We start from the raw sequence: 19,642 nt of genomic DNA, 5'->3' as shown, positions 1-19,642 counted from the left end.
GTCGCGTTGGTGCTTTGTGGAGGTTTTGTTGCGATCGTGTGGAGGCCAAACGCGGCTACTCGACGCTTACGAAGTTCGGTGGCATTGAAGCTGCAAGGAGTGCGATGACCATGGAAGAACTTGTTTTGATCGCCGAAGACGATGCGGAGATCGCCGGCATTCTGGACGCCTACTTTAGCCGCGAAGGCTTTCGCACGGTCCATGCCCGCGACGGGCAGGTTGCACTGGATCTGCATCGCTCGTTAAAGCCCGACATCGTGCTGGCCGACATCACCATGCCGCGGCTGGACGGATGGGACCTTCTGGCTGAAATCCAGAGACGCGGCCGCACGCCCATCATCATGATCACGGCACTGGATGAGGATGTCGACCGGCTACAGGGGCTGCGCATCGGCGCGGACGACTACATTGTCAAGCCGTTCAATCCGATCGAGGTTGTCGCGCGGGCCAAGGCCGTGTTGCGTCGCGCCGGCCTCACCCAAGCGGGAGCCGTGATCCGCGTCGGAAACCTCACGATCGATCTCGACAGCTATCAGGTCAAGATCGAAAAGGACGGCGTGTCAGTGGCCCTCTCCCTGACATTGACCGAATTCCGGCTGCTGGCCCAGCTCGCTCGGACCCCCACCAAGGTGTTTTCCCGCAGCGAACTGGTTGACGCCTGTCTTCCCGGTTCCGATGCGCTGGATCGAACCATAGACAGCCATTTGAGCAAGCTGCGCAAGAAGCTCGAACAGGCTGGCAGCGAAGGCATGCTGCTAAGCATCCGCGGCGTCGGCTATCGACTGGCGGTCGATCCATGATCGTGAAGGGGCTGAGCCGGCAAATTCTGGGCGCTATGGCGTCAGTCACCGTGGCTGCCGGCCTGTTGGTCTTCTTCGGAACCTACCTCGCCTTCACCATCCTGTTCTATTTCTCCCCCTGGGCGGAGGGCACCGACAACTGGCTCACAGGCTTCGATTTCATCATCCTGGCCGTCCTCATCTTTCTCGCGCTGATCGTGGCAGCCATTGCATCGATCAAGCTGGCGCGGCGCATTCTCGAGCCGCTGGAATCGCTCGCGGTCAGCGCCAGACGGATCAAGGATGGCGACCTTTCCGCCCGTGCCCTCCCAGGCGACCATTCGTTGGGAGAAACCGCCCTTCTGGTCCAAGATTTCAACGCCATGGCGCAACGCCTTCAGGATATGGCTGCCGACATGACCTTATGGAATGCCACGATCGCCCATGAACTGCGCACGCCGCTCACCATCCTCAAGGGGCGCCTGCAAGGCATGATCGATGGCGTCTTTGAACCCGACGAAAAGTCCCTCTACGCCCTCGTCCTGCAGGTTGATTCGCTGGCTCGGCTTGTCGAAGACTTGCGAACCGTCACGCTCGCCGATAGCGGCCACCTCGACCTTCGCCTTCAGCCGGTCCGCCTGAAGGATGAAATCCTGCGGCTGGCGGTGGTGCTGGACCAGGAGTTGAAGCAGGATGGCTTCGAACTGAGGCTCGATCTGAGCGATGCGGTGGTCCGGGTGGATGCGATGCGCATCCGGCAGGCTCTTCTGGCGCTCGTCACCAATGCACGTCGCTATGCCATGCGCGGCGTCATCGAGATCAGCCTGCAGGCAAAAGATGATCTGGTTATCTTGCGCTTTGCCGACGAAGGGCCGGGACTTGATGCCGATATCGCCGCTTCCGCCTTCGAACCCTTCCGGAGGGGAACGCGTTCCTGCGCCATGGAAAAGGGCGGCAACGGTCTAGGCCTGTCGGTGGTGCGCGCCATCGTCGAGGCACATGGCGGCAAGGTCCGCTACGCACCCTCCGACAGAGGCGGCGCCATGTTCGAGATCTCGCTGGCTGGGCCGGTCTCCTGATTGGTCAGCCGCCAAGTCTGGTCGATGGCTCACATGACTTGACCGGAACCGCTTCCTCCACACGCTCTCCACAGATTCTCCACACAGTCTCAAAATGAGCGGTGTAGCGGGATGGACATGGATCGATGGCCCAAACAAGGCCGACAAGTCTTTCGACGAAGTCCCGAGGATCAGGCCGGTTTCGATACCGATTTTCGATGGAATGTCGCGAGGAAGATATGAGCAGCAACAATGTCAGCCGGACCATCGCAGATGCAGGCGACTTCCCGGCCTTCAAGAAAGAGCTTCGGGAAGCCTTTTCTATTGCGGTGATCGAACAATACGGGGAACTTCCCAATGGGCCGATCCCTGATGACGACGATCTCGCCAGTTTCATGAGCGCTCTCGGCGCCATGGTGCTGCGCATACTCTCAGATGGCAGGAGGGTCGGCGGCGCCGTGGTGACGATCGACGAGGAGACGCATCACAACACGCTCGACCTGTTTTTCCTCAAGGTCGGCGAGCATGGGGATGGCCTCGGCCACAAAGCTTGACTTGCCATTGAAGCGCGCTATCCGCAGACCATCACCTGGCAAACCCATACACCGTATTTCGAGAAGCGAAACATCCACTTCTACGTCAACAAATGCGGCTTCAAGATCATCGCGTTTCACCACGCCACGCACCCGGGCCACAACCATCCCGGCCCCAGCGATCTGCCAGATGACGAAGGGTTTCTGTTCGAAAAGGTGATGCGATAGGGAGCAATCGATGGGAGGACCTCACGCTCCGCGAGGGTCTGCTTAGCATCAATGGATCGCCAACGCGAACGGCCGAAATTGAGGGGCGAAGTGGCCATCGCTTAGCTCTTGAAAAGATACGAACCATCGACACCTATTGGTAAATCGATGAGTGTGGAAGCGCCAACTTCCCAGACTGAATATTGCCTGTAGGCGGTGGGACCACGCCCGACGGTCTCTTGAAGTTGATTGAGAGATGAAATGCGGAGCTGAAACGGTCCCGCTACCTCCTGTACGAATTTGTCAGTTGTCGCGAAGATGTGCTACGCACATCGCATTCGGCGCGAAACGAGGTGCCGGTTGGGCGAGATGCCCGTCTGTTCACGAAAGACCCCTGGAGTGCCACTGGCTTACCCCAAGTTCTTCAGCGAGGTCTTCGAGGGAAACGCGTGGGTAACTGCTTGATCAACAGGACACGCGCACGGCTCCACGAGCCGTTACACGGGCGGCGGTGACGCGAGCTCGCTCTGCCTGAAAGGCAGCGCCAACAATTGCTGGCCCCGGGTCGAGGTCAGCGATCGGTCAGCGACCATTCTTCGATGGCCAGTCCGTGGATCCTCTCGAACACCCCTGCAAATTCTGGAGTTGAGGGTAACCCGTTTCCTGAGAGCGGCGCGCGATTACACTTCAATCCAAATCTCCTAGTTCTTCATGGATTGCGGAAATGATCTCGGCGCGCTGTTGCGCGGATCGACCGGCTTGCGCCGCGAATGTCAGCGCCAGAAGTCTCACCGTGCTCAGAACCGCCGTATGCGACGGACCCAGCGCGAAACTCGCCACATGGCAGGGCAGCACAACATCTGAATAGCGCTGCGCCTCCAGCATAGAGGTTCGATCGGTGATGGTGACGACATTGAGACGGCTTGTTGCGGCGTGGCTGAGGATCGGCTTCAGGATCGGCTGATGCGGTGGCAGCGTCACCAGGATCAGCGCGTCCTTCGGCCCGGTCATGGCAAGGTCCTCGGCCCAAGAACCCTGATTGATGCCCAAGATCATCACGCTATGGCGAAGCCGCGAGAAGACCAGCCGCGTATAGCGCGCAACGCCCTCTTCGGTGCCGAGGCCCAGTATCCACACTTTCGGCGCAGCACCGATCAGTTCGGCAGCCTGGCGCACCTTGTCGGAGCGCATCTCCTCAAAGGTCTTGGTGAGGTTCTTCAGTTCCAGTTCCAGATGGGCGCCGATGGTGCGGCCAAGCGCGACCTGTTCGGACTGAGTGACGGAATAGCCATACGGTTCGGTGCGATTGCGTTCCTCGCGCGCCTGCAGTTTCACCTCGTTGAAATCCGCATAGCCGAGATGCTGGAAGAAGCGCGCGGCCGTCGCTTTCGAGACGCCGGCCATCTCGGCGATCTCGGTCGCGGAATGGGTGAGAATGTCATCCTGCCGATCGAGGATGAGCTGGGCAAGCTTTTGCTCGCCAGCGGTCAGCCGCGAATGACGTTCCTGAATGCGCAAGACGAGACGCGAGGCCATGAGTTCTCCGGGTTACCTCTCTGCATAAAAAGATTAGCAGCCCTCTTGCAATGATGAAACTGCTGTTTCAGAATTATGAAACAATGAAACAGGGGGCATGAATGGCGCAGCCTCGCGTAATCCGGCAGAGAATTTGGGAAAGCCTCAAGGCCGTTGCTCGTCCTGACACGCGCTTTCATCTGAGTTTCAGCGAATTCATTCCCGATTTCGAAGGTGTGGAACAGGCGACCGACCGGATTGCCGGACTTGACGCCTGGAAGGACATGAAACTCGCCTTCGTCACGCCCGATAACTCGATGACCGAACTGCGGCGGCGGCTAATCGCCGAAGGCAAGGCCTTCGTGATGTCGACTTACAACATGCAGCGCGGCTTTCTCTACATGGCGCCCGGCATCGTTCCGGCCGAAGCGGCCCCCTTCGCCGCCTGGCTCGATGGCATGGAGCATTTCGCCCGTCCGATCGATCTTGCCGAACTGAGCAGGATCGGTCGTTTCGACTTTCTCGCGACGGGCGCCTCCGCAGTCACCCGCGACGGCATCCGCTTCGGCAAGGGCCATACCTATTTCGATCTCGAATGGGGCATGTTCACCGACCTCGGCCTTGTCGACGAAAGGACGCCGGTCGCGGCGATCGTCCATGATGTCCAGGTCGTCGACGAACAGATGAGCCCCAGTGAAACCGACATCCAGGTGGATTACATTGCCACGCCGAACCGTCTGGCGACGGTCGCGCGCCAGAACCGGCGCCCGCGCGGCATCCAATGGGATCGCCTGACGCGCGACGAGATTGCCGATACGCCGCCCCTCAAGGAACTCGCCCGCATGCGCGGCGTCGCCTGACCAGACAACCGATACATACCTTCCTCCATGCCTCCCTCGACAACAAGGAACAGCCTCGATGCATCTCACCCTTAACCGCCGCCACTTCATGGGCGTGATGGGCGCCGCCGCGACCATGCCGATGATGAGCCGTCTGGCATCCGCCGCCATGCCCTTCACTTTCCAGGCTTCGTGGATCAACGATGCCGAGTTCGCCGGCTATTTCCTGGCGGCCGACAAGGGCTTCTACAAGGAAGCCGGCCTCGACCTGAGCTACCTTTCGGGCGGCCCAGACGTCATCCCGGAAAGCGCGATCATCGCCGGCAAGGCCGACCTGACGCTGACGACGCCGGACACCACGATAAAGGCGATCGTCGAGCAGGGCGCCCCCTTCAAGATCATCGGCGCCCAGTACCAGAAAAACCCGATCGGCATCGTTTCGCTGGCCAAGAACCCGATCCGGGAACCGAAGGACCTGATCGGCAAGACGCTCGCCGTTCCGCCGGTCAATGTCATCTCCGTGGAAGCCATGCTGAAGATCTCAGGCGTTGACCGTTCGCAGGTCAACATCGTGCCCTATGCCTACGACCCGACGCCGCTGATCAAGGGCGAGATCGACGCTTCGCTCGATTTCACCACCAATGTCCCCTTCACCATCAAGCAGGCCGGCGAACAAGCAACCTCTTTCCTGCTTTATGACTTCGGCTTCACCATCTTCAACGACACCGTCGTCGTCACCGAAGAGACGCTAAAGGCGAAACGTAAGGAAATCGTCGCCTTCCTAAAGGCCAGCCGCATGGGCTGGGAAGAAAACCTCAAGGATCCGGCAATCTATCCCAAGACCTTTGCCGACAGCTGGTTCAAGGGCACCGGCCGCTCGATCGACAACGAGGTCTATTTCAACACCGCGCAGAAGCCGCTGATCGAAAATGCCAAGGGCGTCTATGCGATGAGCGAGGAGGCAATTGCCGCCAATATCGAGGCGCTTGCCGCCGTTGGCATTGCCGCCAAGCGCGAACACTTCGACACCACCGTTCTCGAAGAAGTTTGATGACCTCTGCAACCGGCATCAAGCTCGAAACGGTCTCGCGCTCCTTTGAGGGGCGCGGGACTGTCGTTCAGGCGCTCGACAATGTTTCGCTCGATTGTCCCGCAGGCTCGTTCACGGCGCTGATCGGCCCGTCCGGCTGCGGCAAGTCCACCATGCTGCGCCTGGCGCTCGGCCTGGACGAAGCGACATCCGGCGAGATCGGCATTGCCGGGATGAGGCCGCAGCTGGCGGCCAAGGCTGGCCTCACCGGCGTCGCCTTCCAGGATGCGGCACTGATGCCCTGGCGCAGCGTCGAAGACAATATTGCCCTGCCGCTCAACGTGCTCGGCCGCAAACGCGCGGATTTCACCGCCAAGATCACTGATCTGATCGAGCTCGTCGGATTAAAGGGTTTCGAGAAGGCGCTCCCCGGCGAGCTTTCCGGCGGCATGCGCCAACGCGTCGCCATCGCCCGCGCGCTTGTCACCGATCCCAAGGTTCTCTTCCTCGACGAACCCTTCGGCGCACTCGACCAGATTCTCCGCCGCCAGATGAACCTCGAGCTGCAACGCATCTGGATGGAAAGCCGCGCCACGACCCTGCTCGTCACCCACGGCATCGACGAAGCCGTATTCCTCGCCGACCGGGTCGTCGTCATGCAGAGCCGTCCCGGCCGCATCGGCAGGATCATCGATATCCCGCTCGCCCGTCCGCGTTTGCCGGAAGTCTTCACGACACCGGAATTCCACGCGCTGGAAGACCAGGTCGCGGAGGCGCTGGATGGCCACTGAAACGGCGCCGGGGGCGCCTTCTGGAAAGCTCAAGGGAAAATCCGGCTTCCGGCACTCGTCCGCCATCAGAAACGCGGCGATCCTGCTTGTCGCCTGGGAAATCCTTGGCCGCTTCAAGCTCGTCGCCGGCGGCGCGCTTCCGGCCCCGACCGAAGTCCTCGTTCGTTTCTGGTCGGATCGCGGCGATTATCCCGCTCATATCCTCGCCACCTTTCAAGGCGCGTCGCTCGGCTTCCTGATCGGAAATGGCATCGCCATCCTCGCCGGCATTCTCTTCGCCATCTCGCCTCTTGCCGCAAGGCTCGGGCGCGGCCTCAACGTCGCGATGTTCGCCCTGCCGCCGATCGCCATCTCGCCAATTCTCGTCTTGACCTTTGCCGGCATGACGCCGCGCGTCGTGCTGGCGGCGCTGGGCTGTTATTTCGTCACCATGAGCGCCACCGTCACCGGCATCAGCCAGACCGACCGGCGCATGCTCGACGTGGTTCGCGCCTACGGTGGCGGACGTTTTGCGCTGCTTCGCCTCGTCGAGATCCGCGCCGCCCTACCCGCCATCCTCGCCGGCCTGCGCGTCGCAGCACCTGCCGCCGTGCTCGGCTCGATCCTGGCGGAATTCGGCGGAGGAGGACGCTTCGGCCTCGGCGTCTATCTCATCGGCTCTCTCGGCCGCGCCGATCCCGCCCGCCTCTGGGGCATCGGCCTTGCCGCGACCGCCATGGCGCTGATCGCCTACGGAATTTTTTCCGTCATCGAAGCGCGCATCACCCGCTCGACACGGGCGGTGACCGTCGCGGCAACGCCGCCAGGAAGGCGCGCGGAGGGCAGCCGCCTGTCCAGCATCGCCATCACGCTTGCCTCGATCGCGCTCCCCTTCATCGTCTGGTGGCTGCTCCTGAAAATTCTCGGCACGCCGGCCATGATCGCCAAGACCCCTGCCGGCGTCTTCGACTACCTCTTTATTGCCGCCTCGGCGAGCTCGGCGCAAAGCCGCCTCCTCGCGGCGCTCGGCCAGACGCTGCCGATGACGCTCATCGGCATGGCTGCCGGCCTCGCCTTTGCATTTGCGCTGGCGCTCGCCTCGGTCGTGCGGCCCGGCATCGTCCGTTCGTTCATGCCGGTGGCGCTGGTCACCCAGACAATGCCGCTCGTCGCCCTGACGCCGCTTCTCGTGCTGCTTCTCGGCCGCGGCCCCTCGGTCATCCTGTGGATCACGATCTCGGTCACCTTCTTCCCGGCCTTCGTCACTCTGGCGCAGGGGCTCGGCATGGTGTCACGCGGCGCGCTTGATGTGGTGCGGGCCTATGGCGCAAGCCCGTGGGCACAGTTGCGGCTGGTCTCGATCCCGGCATCGCTACCCTATCTCTTCGCCGCCATGCGGCTTGCCGTGCCGCGCGCGCTGTTGGGCGTGATGATCGCCGAATGGCTGGCAACCGGCACCGGGCTCGGCAATCTCTTGAACCAGTCGCGCGGTTATCTCGACTACGGCATGATCTGGACGGTCGCCGTGGTCTCGGTCCTCATCTCGGTTCTGTTCTATCAAATCGTCATCCTGGTCGAACGGCACGTGCTGCAAAAGCACGGCATGCAGCCGGCCGCCTAATAATCTACAAGGAGTTTTCATGACCACTGCCGCCGAGATCGCCGATCACAAATCCTCCGTGCGCGAACGCGTCTGGACCGAATTGCGCAAAGTCGCCGTGGCCGACAGCCGTTTCCATTTCGATTTCGGCGAGTTCATCGCCGATTTCGAGGGCGGCGACGATGCCGTGAAGCGTCTGACCGACAATGCCTATTACATTGATGCCAGGCTGATTTTCATCACGCCCGACAACTGCCTGGACCGCCTGCGCCTCAAGGCTCTGGAGGACGGCAAGATCGTCCTGATGACCACCTATTCGATCAAGCGCGGCTTCTGGCTACTCGATCCGGCAAAGATCGCGCCGGAGCTCTACCTTTACGCCTCTACCCTCGACGGCATGGAGCGCGTCGGCCAGCACCTGACGCTCGCCGACATCAAGGCGATCCTGCCGGATGTCGACTACATGGTCACCGGCACCGGCGCGATCAATCTGGAAGGCGTGCGTTTCGGCAAGGGACACGGCTTCTTCGATTCCGAATGGGGCATGCTGTACCAGATCGGCCGGATTTCCGTCGAGACGCCCTGCGCGGCCGTCGTGCATGATTGCCAGGTGCTTTCGGAAAAGCTGACGCCCGACGTCTATGACACCGTTGTCGATGTCATCTTCACGCCGACCCGCACCATCGAGGTCAACAATCCGCACAAACCGACCTGCGGTATCATCTGGGATCGTCTCGATCAGCACATGTTCGACACCATTCCGCCGCTGCAGGAACTGAAGGCCATGGGCCTCTGAGGGTCGCCTTTCAAGCCCTGAGCGGCTTCATGCTCATGTCAGGGCGAAGCGACATGAGCCGACAATGCTTGGTGCGCGCAAGAACGCATGCCTGGCCGTTGACGAGTGCCACGCAGGCGACGTGAGTGCAGGCGTTTGATGACTGCGCGGGCCAGGCCGCACTACCTTCGAGGCGGAGCTGGTGATAGAGTCCGCACTTGAATGCAATGCCCTGCTTTGATTGCGCCCATTCGCCGGTGAGTACGGCCAACCCGATGACCGCACGTTTGCCTAATCTTCGCAACCGTCCACTCGCTACGCTTAAGACCTTCGAGGCCGCCGCGCGCCATCAGAGCCATTCGAAGCCGCCGCTGAGCTCAGCCTGACGGATAGCGCCGTCAGCCATCAAATCCGGCGGCTGGAAGAAGCGCTCGGTTGCAAGCCGTTTATCAAATCCGGCCGTAGTGTCGTGTTGCGCAACGCTGGAAGGATATTTGAAGCGCCGATACTGCTCTCGAGAGACAGGTCGCGCGTGTACCGTCGCGTTCGGTCAGCCGCGAGCCCTTTTGCGAAAGGCACCACCGAATTAATACTGGCACTCAACAGTACGCTTAACGTTACGCGAACCATGTCGGCAATATGAGAGAAACGTGAAGAATCTTATAAAGACCACCCTGTAGGCTTTGGCGTAAGGCAGGCGGAGCAATGCAGATCGATTTACCAACCCTGTGGTACTTAACCGTTGGAACGCTCCTGGTGTCAGCGTCGCTTCTCCTTTGGGAAAGGCAGGCTCATCCAGGTCGCGCTCGCGTGCTCGGTGTTCTGGCCGCGGCACTCTTGGCGTTCGTTCTCGGCTGCATTCTCGCAATGAACCGCAGCCACTTTCCGGTCGCGCTCGGTATGGCGGTGATCAACATCCTGATGATGTTGGGATACCTTCTGGTCCTTAACGCCGTCGCAAACCTCGATGGTCAACGGTATTTCTGGTCGTCCGTCGCGGCTCTAACCTTCCTGGCCATCGCTTGGGCGATCGCTGGCACACACTTCCCGGCCGCCTTCTGGAACCATGTCTCGTCTATCCCGATCGCGCTGACCTGCGGCCTTACAGCATGGCTACTTCTGCGCGGCCGCACATTCCAGCGATTGCGCTCACGCCCGATCGCAGTATCGATTTCGGCCGTCCATGCCGTATTCTACCTTGGCCGGGCGTTCATCACCCCTGTTCTCCTTCAGCAATACGGGCAAGATATTATCTCCATCGTCGGAAAGGCGACGATGTACGAGGCCGTCTTGTACTCGGTTGCAATGCCTATGTCCTTTCTGATGATTATTCGGGAGGAGGAAAAGCTCCACCTGCTCCGCATGTCACAAACCGATCAGTTGACTGGGCTTGCAAACCGTCACGCCTTTTTTGAGCAGGCATCTCGGATCCTCCGGGAACGGCATGGTGACCCCGTCTCACTACTCGCCTTCGACCTCGACCACTTCAAGGCGATCAACGACCGTCATGGACATCTAACCGGAGATAAGGTTTTGCAGCTCTTCGCCGAAACGGCCCGCAAAGAAGCTGGGCCGGACGCGCTTATTGTCCGGCTGGGCGGTGAGGAATTCGCTGCGCTTCTGCCACGGTGCGACCATTCCCAAGCCTTCAGTCGGGGCTCGGCAATCGCAAGCCGGTTCGCCAAAGCAGCCGCTGGCGCAGAGGGCTTGAAAACCCAGGCCACCGTCAGCATTGGCCTTGCGGCATCGGACTGCCACGACCTCGCCGGGATGCTTGCAAGCGCCGATCGCGCCTTGTACCACGCGAAAACCCTCGGGCGGAATCGCGTTGAGATCGCACTGCCAAACGAATTGCTGCACCCCTCAACCGATAGCTTGCATCATCAGTTGCGGGTAGTGCCGGTGGGGGCGTCCTGAACCGATGTTGCGTTTTGGGCGAGAGCGCTCTTGAAGGGATGAGAACCGCCGACACCGCGATTGTTATCTTAAACCTCTGAGTTTGCGGGATTACGCAGAACGACGTGATATATGGAACCTTCGCACGATGCAGCGCAACGCCCTGCATCGCACGCAGGGATCGTGTCCCGCCGAGTAGTGTAGCTGGGTAAGGGTGATGGGCAAGTTGCGGGACACGATCGACGGCGAACCAAGAAGCTATTGCATCATTGTAGCTTGAGCTGCGTGCGAACGTGTTCCACGCCGCTCATGACATGCTGATGAATGACCCGCTTTGCGGCTTGCAGATCTCTTGCCAGTGCCAACTCGAAAAGCGAGCGATGATCGTCTGCGACGCCCTGTCCACGGAAACTTCTGGCGAGCAAGTGGTAGCGGAGAAAGCGGTCAAAGACCGAGGAGAGATTCGCCATTAAGGTTTCCGAATTGCAGGCCGAGACAATTGATCTGTGAAAGTCCCAGTCGGACCGCACCCAATCGATCGTGCGCGAAGCATCGCCGGAAAGCAGCCTTCTCTCCGCGGCGGCGAGCTTATGCTGTGCAGCAACCACGCGCCCTTCCCATTCCAGGTCGCCTGCCTCAAACGCGAGTTCCATGGCGTGGGCCTCCAGAACGATGCGCAGATCGGCAAGTTCGATCAGTTCCTGCTCTGATACCGGGCTGACCTCGAACCCTTTTTGCCCCTCGGCTCGCACAAGGTTCTCGGCCGTCAGGCGGCTGAGAATTTCCCGCAGTGACGACACGCTGATCGAGTAACGCTCCTTTGCCTGTTCCAGCTTGATCTTGCTGCCCGGAGCAAGGACACCGGAAACGATGTCTGCTCTAACCTGACGAAACACAACGTCGCCAATTGTTTCCCCGGCATGCTCCGGGGTGCCGTCCGTTTCCGTTAAGCTGTCCTGTGCCCGCATCGACATCTATCTCTCCAGCCGATTACGCATCAGCGCGTGCTCAACCCCACCCTGGATATGCTCGATCAAAATCGCTTTTGCGGTTTTTTCATCGCGCTTCAAGGCTGCATCCAGTAGCTGTTGGTGTTCCTTGGCTGCGATGTCACCACGATAGGAAAGCGCAACCATCTGATAGCGCAGATATTTATCGAAAACTCCCGAATGCGTATCCATCAGGAGCTTCGAACCGCAGCCAGAGATCAGAGCCTGATGAAACTCCCAGTCGTAACGCTTCCAGCTTTCGGCCTGGCTGGTATCGCCAGTCGCCATGATCTTCTCCATCCTGGAGAGCTTGTAATGCGCAGAGACAACACGCGCCTCCCAGTCGACCCCGCCATGTGCAAAGGATTGCTCCAGGGCATGCGTTTCGAGAAGTAGACGAAGGGCTGCGATTTCCCGCAGATCCGACTCGGAGGTCGGAGCGACTTCGAAGCCCCTTTGACCCTCTGCGACCACGAGGCCCTCCGAGGATAATCGGTTCAGGATCTCGCGCAGCGTGCTGACACTTGTTTCGTATATTTCCTTCAGACTATCCAGCTTCAGTTTCTGCGCCGGCGCCAGCCGGCCAAAGATAATGTCAGCACGAATGCGCCTGTAGCTGACTTCTGCAACCGATTCTGTCGTAATTTTGGAAAACACCGGAGATCTCTGATATTTTGAGGATCGTCCTATGTAACAGGAATAGGGCGGACTTCAACACCAAGTGTATATAGGCAAGGAGCAACCTATGCAGTTGGCATACCTTCAGGCCGCATCTGCTTCTTGAGGGCAGCGATCCGGAATATGGCATTCGGCGCTCCATAACCGCGATAGCCGCTTCGCTGGACAATTTCGAAGAAGAAACCCTCCCCGAAGGTTCCGCTATAAAGCTGGAAATATTCCCCGCCGTCATCTCTGTCGTAAAGAATGTTTTCAGCCTTCAGACGCTCACTGAGTTCCGGGTCGAGCCCGAAACGGGCTTCGACATCGCCATAATAGTTTGCCGAAATCGGAAGTGCACGGAAGCCGTTTTCGCGCAGTGCCGCTGCCGTCGCAAAAATATCAGGCGTTTCGAACGCAAGATGTTGCACGCCGGAGCCAAACGTCTCTGCAATGAAATGCCCTGCCAGCGTACGTCGGTTCTCTGCGCCGTTTAGCGTTATGCGCAAGGCGCCGCTGTGATTTTCGACAACCTGGCTACGCACCACACCCGAAGGATCGATGATATCGACCATAGGCGTTTTGTTGGCCTCGAAGATCGAGGTGTAGAAGAGGAGCCATGTCAGCATTTCATCATAGGCAACCGTCTGGGCGATATGATCGACCCGCTGCAGATGCGCAGGGACGACCTCATGGCCCGCCTCATCGGACGCTACAAAATCAATTTCCGAAAACCGCCCCAGATCGCTCTGATTATCAATCAGATAGATAAGGCCGCCGCCGACACCACGGATTGCCGGTATCTCGACCTCTCCTTCGGCAACCGGTTGACCAAAGGGCTCTGCACCCAGCGCAACGGCCCGCGCCAACGCCTTCTCGGCATCGTCTACAGAAAGTGCCACCGCATAGGCAGAAGTGCCGTGTACCGCAAAGGCAGTGTTGGCGAAGCCGGTTTCCTCCGTGTTGACCAGAAGACGGATATCGCCCTGTTCGAAAAGTTCGACCCTTTTCGTTCGGTGGATCTTTGTTTTCCTGAACCCCAGCGTCTTGAGAATTGCAACGAGACTTCGCGCATCTTCCTGATCGGCAGAAAACTCGACAAAGGCAACCCCCTCAACGCGGGTACGATCCGGCATAGCGGGGACAGTCAAAACCTCGGCGCCCGGTACGCGCCTTACCTGGTCGCCCAGATAAATAAGAGAACGATGACCGTCTGCCGCAATGGACCGGGTGGAGCCGCCGCGGAACTGGTCGTTGAAAATTTCCAAAGAGAAATAGCCGTCATAGCCGGTCTGGGCGATGGCAGCCGTGAAGGCCGTGACGGGAAGGTCTCCTTCACCCGGCATATTTCGGAAATGACGCGACCAGTAAAGCAGGTCCATGTCGATCAGAGGCGCGTCCGCCAGCTGGACGATGAAGATCTTGTCCTTCGGGATGGACCGGATCGAGTTGATGTCTATCTTGCGGGAAAGGCTGTGGAAGCTGTCGAGGATCAAGCCGACATTCTGATGATCGGTTCGCCTGACGATTTCCCACGCGTCGCGGTGGTCATTGATATGGCGACCCCAGGCAAGCGCCTCGAAACCAACACGCAAACCGCGCTTCGCCGCCCGTTCCCCAAGCTCATGGAAGTCGGCGGCGGCACGGTCGATCCCTCCCAGGGAGACCGGTGATACGTTCGAGCAGACCAGAACAAGATCCGTGCAGAGTTCCTGCATGATATCAAACTTGCGCTCTGCCCGATCGAACGTCCGCTGCCGATGGGAAGCTGGCATTCCCTCGAAATCGCGGAACGGCTGAAACAGGGTGATCTCCAGTCCGAGGTCGCGGACCATGCGTCCTACGTCTCTTGGACTGCCGTCGAAGGCGAGAAAGTCGTTCTCGAAGATCTCGACACCGTCGAACCCTGCAGCGGCAATTGCGGCAAGTTTTTCCGGCAGTTCGCCGCTGATCGATACGGTTGCGATCGACGTTTTCATGCGCGCTCCTCCCTGAGCATCAGCCTCGGCCCGGCTGCGGCCAACTGAGCATAGCGAATCCGAAGCCGGCGCGTCAAATTCAATGCTGAAATCGTTTATACCATAGATTTTTAAAATTCTATGTTGATTGGAGCATCACTCCGTGGCAGTTCTATGACGACAGCAACGGGAGTGCTGGTTGAACACGTTAGGAGGAGCAACATGTTCGGAATGGATTTTACGCGTCGTCGTGCCTTGATGGGAGCAGCAGCTCTCTTGGCTGCAGCGTCGTTTGCCGGGTCTGCCGCAGCCGTCACGCCGCAGGAGATCAAGGCCCGCGGCAAGTTGATCGTCGGCATCCAAGGCGACAACCCTCCGTGGGGATTCGTCACAAGTGCCGGCAAGCAGGACGGATTTGACGCCGACATGGCGACACTGTTTGCGAAGGAACTGGGCGTGACCGTCGAGTTCGTGCCGCTCGAAGTGAACAACCGCATCCCGGCATTGACCTCCGGTCGCGTGGACGTACTGTTCGCCACCATGGCGATGCTGCCCGACCGCGCAAAGGCCGTCCAGTTCTCCAAGCCCTACAATGCAAACGCCATTGTTCTCATCGGCCCCAAGGCGAAGTCGATCAAGACCAATGACGACATGGCCAATATGACCATCTCGGTCGCCAAGGGTGCGGCGCAGGACACGCAGGTCACGAAGAATGCACCGCAATCGGCCACTATCCGCCGCTACGATGGTGACGCGGCCAGCGTCCAGGCGTTGATTTCCGGCCAAGCCGAGGCGCTTGGTGGCAACATCTTCTACTTGGACCGTGTCGAGAAAGCGGCACCGGGCAAGTTTGAGAACAAGCTGGAGTTCCAAAAGCTCTATAACGGTGCCTGCACCCGTCTCGGCGAAAAGGAACTGAATGCCGCGCTGAACACCTTCATCGACAAGATCAAGGCAAACGGCGAACTGAAGACCATCTACGACAAGTGGATGAAGGTTCCGGTGCCGGAATTCCCGCAAAGTCTCGAAGGCATCCCGTTCGCGGCACAGTGACATAGCAGCCATCCTTCGGCCAGCAGTTCTGCAAGCCGGCACCGAGTGAAGCGGTGTCGGCAGCGCAGACAGGTGGCCGGCTGTCCTGAGTTACGTGCGCTTTCTGACTTCGGAGCATCACCATGAGCAAGACGATCTTCGTGCTGAACGGCCCCAATCTCAATCTCTTGGGAGAGCGCGAGCCCGCGATCTATGGCACCACAACCTTGTCCGACATCCATGGGAGCTGCCTTGCTCGTGGGGCACAACTAGGCTTCGAGATCGACTTTCGCCAGACCAATTTCGAGGGTGAACTGATCGAAGCCGTGCATCAAGCCCGCAGCCGAGCCTGCGGCATCATCATCAATCCCGCGGGCTACACCTTCACCTCTGTCGCGCTGCTGGACGCCTTGAAGATGTTTGACCGGCCGAAGATCGAGCTGCATATCTCGAACGTCCACGCCCGCGAAAGCATATACCACAACTCCCTCATCTCCCGCGTGGCAACCGGCATCATGATCGGCTTTGGGGCGAAGGGTTATGAACTGGCCATAGAAGCCATGGCGGACATGGTGACCACCTCTTGCAGCAACACGCCGCGACAGGAGGCGTCATGAACTATACGCTGGATTTCACGCCGGTTGTCGAGGGCCTGCCGAGTCTTTTGACTGCCTGCCTCGGCACCTTCGCGCTGGCGATCTGCGGCATGCTGCTCGCAACGGTCATCGGCATCGGCGGTGTCGTTCTGCGGCAATCGAAGATCGCGCCCTTGCGGTGGCTGATCATCAGTTTCGTGGAACTGATCCGCAACACGCCCTTCCTCGTGCAGATCTTCTTCATCTATTTCGCCCTGCCGCTGACCGGTATCCGGCTGGACCCGACACCGACCGCGATCATAGCGCTCGGTATTAATGGTGGCGCCTACGCCATTGAAATCATCCGCGGCGGCGTCCAGTCCATCCCGAAGGGGCAGATGGAGGCAGGGCTGGCGCTTGGTCTTCATAAGGGCCAAGTCTTCCGTCTTATCATCCTGAAGCCGGCGCTGAAGGCAATCTTCCCCTCGCTCACCAGCCAGTTCGTCCTGCTGACGCTGACGACCAGCATTGCCTCAGCCATCTCCGCTTACGAACTGACCTCGGTATCCCAGCGGATCGAGTCCGACAGCTTTCGAAGCTTCGAAGTCTACTTCACCGTTACGATCTTCTACCTGGTTATCTCCTGGCTGATGATGCGCCTCTTCGCGTTGTTCTCCGCCCGGTATTTCGCCTATCCGGTCAAATGAGGGAGTGAGCATGGGACGCGATGAATTTCTCTTCCTTCTCCTCGGCTTGAAGTGGACGGTTGCGCTTTCGGCAATCGGCTTCGTCAGCGGCTGCCTGGCGGGACTTGCCATTGCGCTGCTGCGCACATCGGGCATACGCCCCGTCGAGCGCGCTACGGCCGGCTATATAGCTCTCTTCCAGGGAACGCCGCTGCTGATGCAGTTGTTCGTGGTCTATTATGGCCTCGCCCTGATCGGCATCAAGATGGACGCCTGGGCGGCTGTTGCCGTCGGCCTTACTCTTCACGCCAGCGCCTATCTGGGCGAAATCTGGCGTGGCGGCATCGAGGCTGTCCCGCGCGGACAGACCGAAGCGTCCAAGGCGCTCGCACTCAGCTACGCGTCGCGGATGAAGGACGTCATCCTGCCACAGGCACTGCGCATCTCACTTCCTGCCACGATTGGCTTCCTCGTGCAGTTAATCAAGGGCACCTCGCTCGCGTCGATCGTCGGCTTCACGGAGCTCACCCGGGCGGGCAACATTATCTCCAACCAGATCTTCCAGCCTCTGACCGTCTTCGGCATCGTCGGCATGCTCTACTTCATCATGTGCTGCCCGCTGACGATCTACGGCGCATATCTCGAACGCAAGTTCGCGGCATCTGCGCGGTAGGGCCCATGTTTTCCAACCTCTTCTTCTTGCTGAGCCATACGGAGTTCTTTTCATGAACGACATCTCGACCACTGTGGACAGCACGCACCCGATGATCAGCATGAGCGGCGTGGAGAAATGGTATGGCGCCTTCCAGGCTTTGCGGAACATCAACATCTCGGTCGAAAAAGGCGAGAAGATTGTTCTGTGCGGCCCCTCCGGCAGCGGCAAATCCACGCTGATCCGCTGCATCAATCACCTCGAGTCCTACCAGAAAGGCGTGATCCGCGTCGGCGGCATCGTGCTGGGGCACCAGGCGAAAACCATCGATGCGGTGCGCCGCGAGGTTGGCATGGTGTTCCAGCAGTTCAATCTTTTCCCGCACCTGACCGTGCTGGAGAACTGCATGCTTGCGCCGCTGCGCGCGTTGAGGCTCGGGAAAGAAGAAGCCGAGGCGCGTGCGCGACAACTGCTGGAGCGCGTGAAGATTGCCGAACAGGCGGACAAATATCCAGCCCAGCTTTCAGGCGGCCAGCAGCAGCGCGTCGCCATCGCCCGTGCGCTGTGCATGCGACCGCAGGTCATGCTGTTTGACGAGCCGACCTCCGCGCTCGATCCGGAAATGGTGAAGGAGGTGCTGGATACGATGATCGGGCTTGCCGAGGAGGGCATGACGATGATCTGCGTGACGCACGAGATGGGTTTTGCCCGACAGGTCGCCGATCGCGTCATCTTCATGGCAACCGGGGCCATCGTCGAGGAAGCGCCGCCCGCCGAATTCTTCTCAAACCCCAAGCATGAACGAACACGCAAGTTCTTGGGAGAAATCCTCGGGCACTAATCGCGCCGCACCGCAGCTGTAAAATCCCCTCCTACGGAAGGTGAAGCCGATGATTAACGGCAACACAAAGCTCATTGCCCATCTCGGCTACCCGACCCATACGTTCAAGGCGCCGCTGATCTACAATCCCTATTTCGAGGAAGCCGGCATCAATGCGGCTGTCGTGCCGATGGGCTGCCGTGCCGAGGACTATCTCGCCTTCCTGAAACTGGTGTTCAAGCTGTCCAACATCCACGGCGCGCTGATCACCATGCCGCATAAGATCGCGACGGTCGAACTGCTGGACGAAGTCTCCAAACGCGTCTCCGTGGCCGGCGCCTGCAATGCCGTTCGCCTCGGATCTGACGGTCGGCTGATCGGCGACATGTTTGACGGAGAGGGGTTCGTCCGCGGCGTTCTTCGCCGCGGCAGGGAGATCCAGGGCAAACGCGCCATCATGGCCGGCGCCGGTGGCGTGGGATCCGCCATCGCCGCCTCATTGGCGCAGGCAGGTATCGCGGAACTCGCTTTCAACGACGCGCATCCGCCGATGATGAACGAACTCGCGCAACGTCTGCGCCATTATTACCCGGAACTTACGGTTGTCACCGGCGCAACCGACCCTGATGGCTACGACATTGTCGTCAATGCGACACCGCTTGGCATGCAGGATCATGATCCGCTTCCCTTCGATGTGCAGCGCATATCACCTGCGGCTTTCGTCGGGGAAGTGGTCCTGAAGCAGGAAATCACGCCCTTTCTCGCGGCGGTTCGAGGGCGTGGATGCCAATTCCAGTTGGGGCTCGACATGCTGTTCGAACAGATCCCTGCCTATCTTGAGTTTTTCGATTTCCCGACAACGACCGCCGAGCACCTGCGCGAGATTGCGCAGGTTTAAGACTTCCGAGGCGCATAAGAAACGACTGTGGTACTGAAGGTATGAAGACAGCCGTTGCTCACGCCGCTGCTGCGCCAGCACATAACGCTCGATGGCAGCCGCGCCTGTCAAAGTCAGCCTCATCAATTTCTCGATGTTATCGAAGGCAAGGCGGACTCGATCTTTTCAGCACGGGATGGGATGCTGACGACGATCCTTGCCATCACCAAAGCTGGTCAAGAGGGCAGAGATCAAGTATCTGATGCCGATGTTACAGTTCGGCCCCTGAGCGAACAATGGCTATTGACCTGCCACTGAACTTTCATCCAGCAGCGATTAGAGCCTCGGCGGTTTTGAACTGCTCCCAGACATTGGGCCAGCGGAGGCTGGAGTT

21 protein-coding genes are annotated in these 19,642 nt (G+C 59.5%); 17 read left to right on the top strand and 4 right to left on the bottom strand.

Translation table 11 applies throughout. From position 1 onward, the window contains the following. Positions 1–110: 110 nt before the first annotated feature. The 3 genes from J2858_RS23920 (at position 111) to J2858_RS24210 (ending at position 2,391) form a co-directional block, all read left to right on the top strand. Entirely contained in the window at positions 111–800 is a 690-nt protein-coding gene (locus tag J2858_RS23920) for a response regulator (RefSeq protein ID WP_210107405.1), read from the top strand. Next, positions 797–1,858, top strand: a complete 1,062-nt coding sequence (locus J2858_RS23915) for an ATP-binding protein (RefSeq protein WP_210107386.1) — start codon at positions 797–799, stop codon at positions 1,856–1,858. Before J2858_RS23920 ends, J2858_RS23915 begins: the two co-directional genes overlap by 4 nt. Before the next feature lie 218 nt (positions 1,859–2,076). Continuing rightward, on the top strand, positions 2,077–2,391 hold the full coding sequence (locus tag J2858_RS24210; RefSeq protein ID WP_245367284.1) for a hypothetical protein: 315 nt from the start codon (positions 2,077–2,079) through the stop codon (positions 2,389–2,391). A gap of 873 nt (positions 2,392–3,264) precedes the next feature. On the opposite strand, the gene J2858_RS23905 is transcribed toward J2858_RS24210, so the two are convergent. After that, positions 3,265–4,113 (bottom strand): MurR/RpiR family transcriptional regulator, encoded by an 849-nt coding sequence (locus J2858_RS23905; RefSeq protein WP_210107385.1) that lies wholly within the window; start codon positions 4,111–4,113, stop codon positions 3,265–3,267. A gap of 101 nt (positions 4,114–4,214) precedes the next feature. Between J2858_RS23905 and J2858_RS23900 the strand changes: the two genes are divergently transcribed. The 7 genes from J2858_RS23900 (at position 4,215) to J2858_RS23870 (ending at position 11,023) form a co-directional block, all read left to right on the top strand. Then, entirely contained in the window at positions 4,215–4,952 is a 738-nt protein-coding gene (locus J2858_RS23900) for a 5-formyltetrahydrofolate cyclo-ligase (RefSeq protein WP_210107384.1), read from the top strand. 58 nt (positions 4,953–5,010) lie between these two features. Next, the gene (locus J2858_RS23895; RefSeq protein WP_210107383.1) at positions 5,011–5,982 is read left to right on the top strand and encodes an ABC transporter substrate-binding protein; all 972 of its coding nucleotides are present in this window, start codon (positions 5,011–5,013) and stop codon (positions 5,980–5,982) included. Beyond that, positions 5,982–6,752 (top strand): ABC transporter ATP-binding protein, encoded by a 771-nt coding sequence (locus tag J2858_RS23890; protein WP_210107382.1) that lies wholly within the window; start codon positions 5,982–5,984, stop codon positions 6,750–6,752. The genes J2858_RS23895 and J2858_RS23890 overlap by 1 nt, the downstream gene beginning before the upstream one ends. Continuing rightward, the gene (locus J2858_RS23885) at positions 6,742–8,352 is read left to right on the top strand and encodes an ABC transporter permease (protein ID WP_210107381.1); all 1,611 of its coding nucleotides are present in this window, start codon (positions 6,742–6,744) and stop codon (positions 8,350–8,352) included. Before J2858_RS23890 ends, J2858_RS23885 begins: the two co-directional genes overlap by 11 nt. A gap of 19 nt (positions 8,353–8,371) precedes the next feature. Then, positions 8,372–9,127, top strand: a complete 756-nt coding sequence (locus J2858_RS23880; RefSeq protein WP_210107380.1) for a 5-formyltetrahydrofolate cyclo-ligase — start codon at positions 8,372–8,374, stop codon at positions 9,125–9,127. Between the two features lie 361 nt (positions 9,128–9,488). Next, positions 9,489–9,749, top strand: coding sequence for a LysR family transcriptional regulator (locus tag J2858_RS24205; protein ID WP_348635530.1), 261 nt, complete (start codon positions 9,489–9,491; stop codon positions 9,747–9,749). Between the two features lie 62 nt (positions 9,750–9,811). Continuing rightward, positions 9,812–11,023: a GGDEF domain-containing protein gene (locus J2858_RS23870; RefSeq protein ID WP_210107379.1), complete on the top strand. Its 1,212-nt coding sequence runs from the start codon at positions 9,812–9,814 to the stop codon at positions 11,021–11,023. Between the two features lie 245 nt (positions 11,024–11,268). Here the strand turns inward: J2858_RS23870 and J2858_RS23865 are convergent, their stop codons facing one another. The 3 genes from J2858_RS23865 to J2858_RS23855 form a co-directional block, all read right to left on the bottom strand. Continuing rightward, positions 11,269–11,976 carry a GntR family transcriptional regulator gene (locus J2858_RS23865; protein ID WP_245367273.1) on the bottom strand — a complete coding sequence of 236 codons (708 nt, stop codon included), beginning with the start codon at positions 11,974–11,976 and terminating at the stop codon, positions 11,269–11,271. Continuing rightward, entirely contained in the window at positions 11,977–12,648 is a 672-nt protein-coding gene (locus J2858_RS23860; RefSeq protein WP_210107378.1) for a GntR family transcriptional regulator, read from the bottom strand. It lies immediately after the preceding gene. Positions 12,649–12,734: 86 nt separating this feature from the next. Further along, on the bottom strand, positions 12,735–14,627 hold the full coding sequence (locus J2858_RS23855) for a bifunctional sugar phosphate isomerase/epimerase/4-hydroxyphenylpyruvate dioxygenase family protein (protein ID WP_210107377.1): 1,893 nt from the start codon (positions 14,625–14,627) through the stop codon (positions 12,735–12,737). 201 nt (positions 14,628–14,828) lie between these two features. On the opposite strand from J2858_RS23855, the gene J2858_RS23850 reads away from it, so the two are divergent. From J2858_RS23850 to J2858_RS23820, 7 genes are all read left to right on the top strand, one after another. Further along, positions 14,829–15,659: a transporter substrate-binding domain-containing protein gene (locus tag J2858_RS23850; RefSeq protein WP_210107403.1), complete on the top strand. Its 831-nt coding sequence runs from the start codon at positions 14,829–14,831 to the stop codon at positions 15,657–15,659. Positions 15,660–15,781: 122 nt separating this feature from the next. Beyond that, positions 15,782–16,255 (top strand): type II 3-dehydroquinate dehydratase, encoded by a 474-nt coding sequence (gene aroQ / locus J2858_RS23845; protein ID WP_210107376.1) that lies wholly within the window; start codon positions 15,782–15,784, stop codon positions 16,253–16,255. Further along, a complete protein-coding gene (locus J2858_RS23840) occupies positions 16,252–16,920 on the top strand; it encodes an amino acid ABC transporter permease (RefSeq protein ID WP_210107375.1) in 669 nt (222 codons plus the stop codon). The genes aroQ and J2858_RS23840 overlap by 4 nt, the downstream gene beginning before the upstream one ends. Before the next feature lie 10 nt (positions 16,921–16,930). Next, positions 16,931–17,572: an amino acid ABC transporter permease gene (locus tag J2858_RS23835; RefSeq protein WP_210107374.1), complete on the top strand. Its 642-nt coding sequence runs from the start codon at positions 16,931–16,933 to the stop codon at positions 17,570–17,572. A 91-nt stretch (positions 17,573–17,663) separates the two neighbouring features. Beyond that, complete coding sequence (locus J2858_RS23830; protein WP_210107402.1) at positions 17,664–18,392, top strand: amino acid ABC transporter ATP-binding protein; 729 nt, start codon at positions 17,664–17,666, stop codon at positions 18,390–18,392. 49 nt (positions 18,393–18,441) lie between these two features. Beyond that, entirely contained in the window at positions 18,442–19,269 is an 828-nt protein-coding gene (locus J2858_RS23825; RefSeq protein ID WP_210107373.1) for a shikimate dehydrogenase family protein, read from the top strand. 54 nt (positions 19,270–19,323) lie between these two features. Further along, positions 19,324–19,566 (top strand): hypothetical protein, encoded by a 243-nt coding sequence (locus J2858_RS23820; protein ID WP_210107372.1) that lies wholly within the window; start codon positions 19,324–19,326, stop codon positions 19,564–19,566. The last annotated feature ends 76 nt before the right edge of the window (positions 19,567–19,642 follow it).

Source organism: Neorhizobium galegae, assembly GCF_017877135.1.
GTDB lineage: Bacteria > Pseudomonadota > Alphaproteobacteria > Rhizobiales > Rhizobiaceae > Neorhizobium > Neorhizobium galegae_A.
This window is presented reverse-complemented; position numbering and strand designations above follow the sequence as displayed.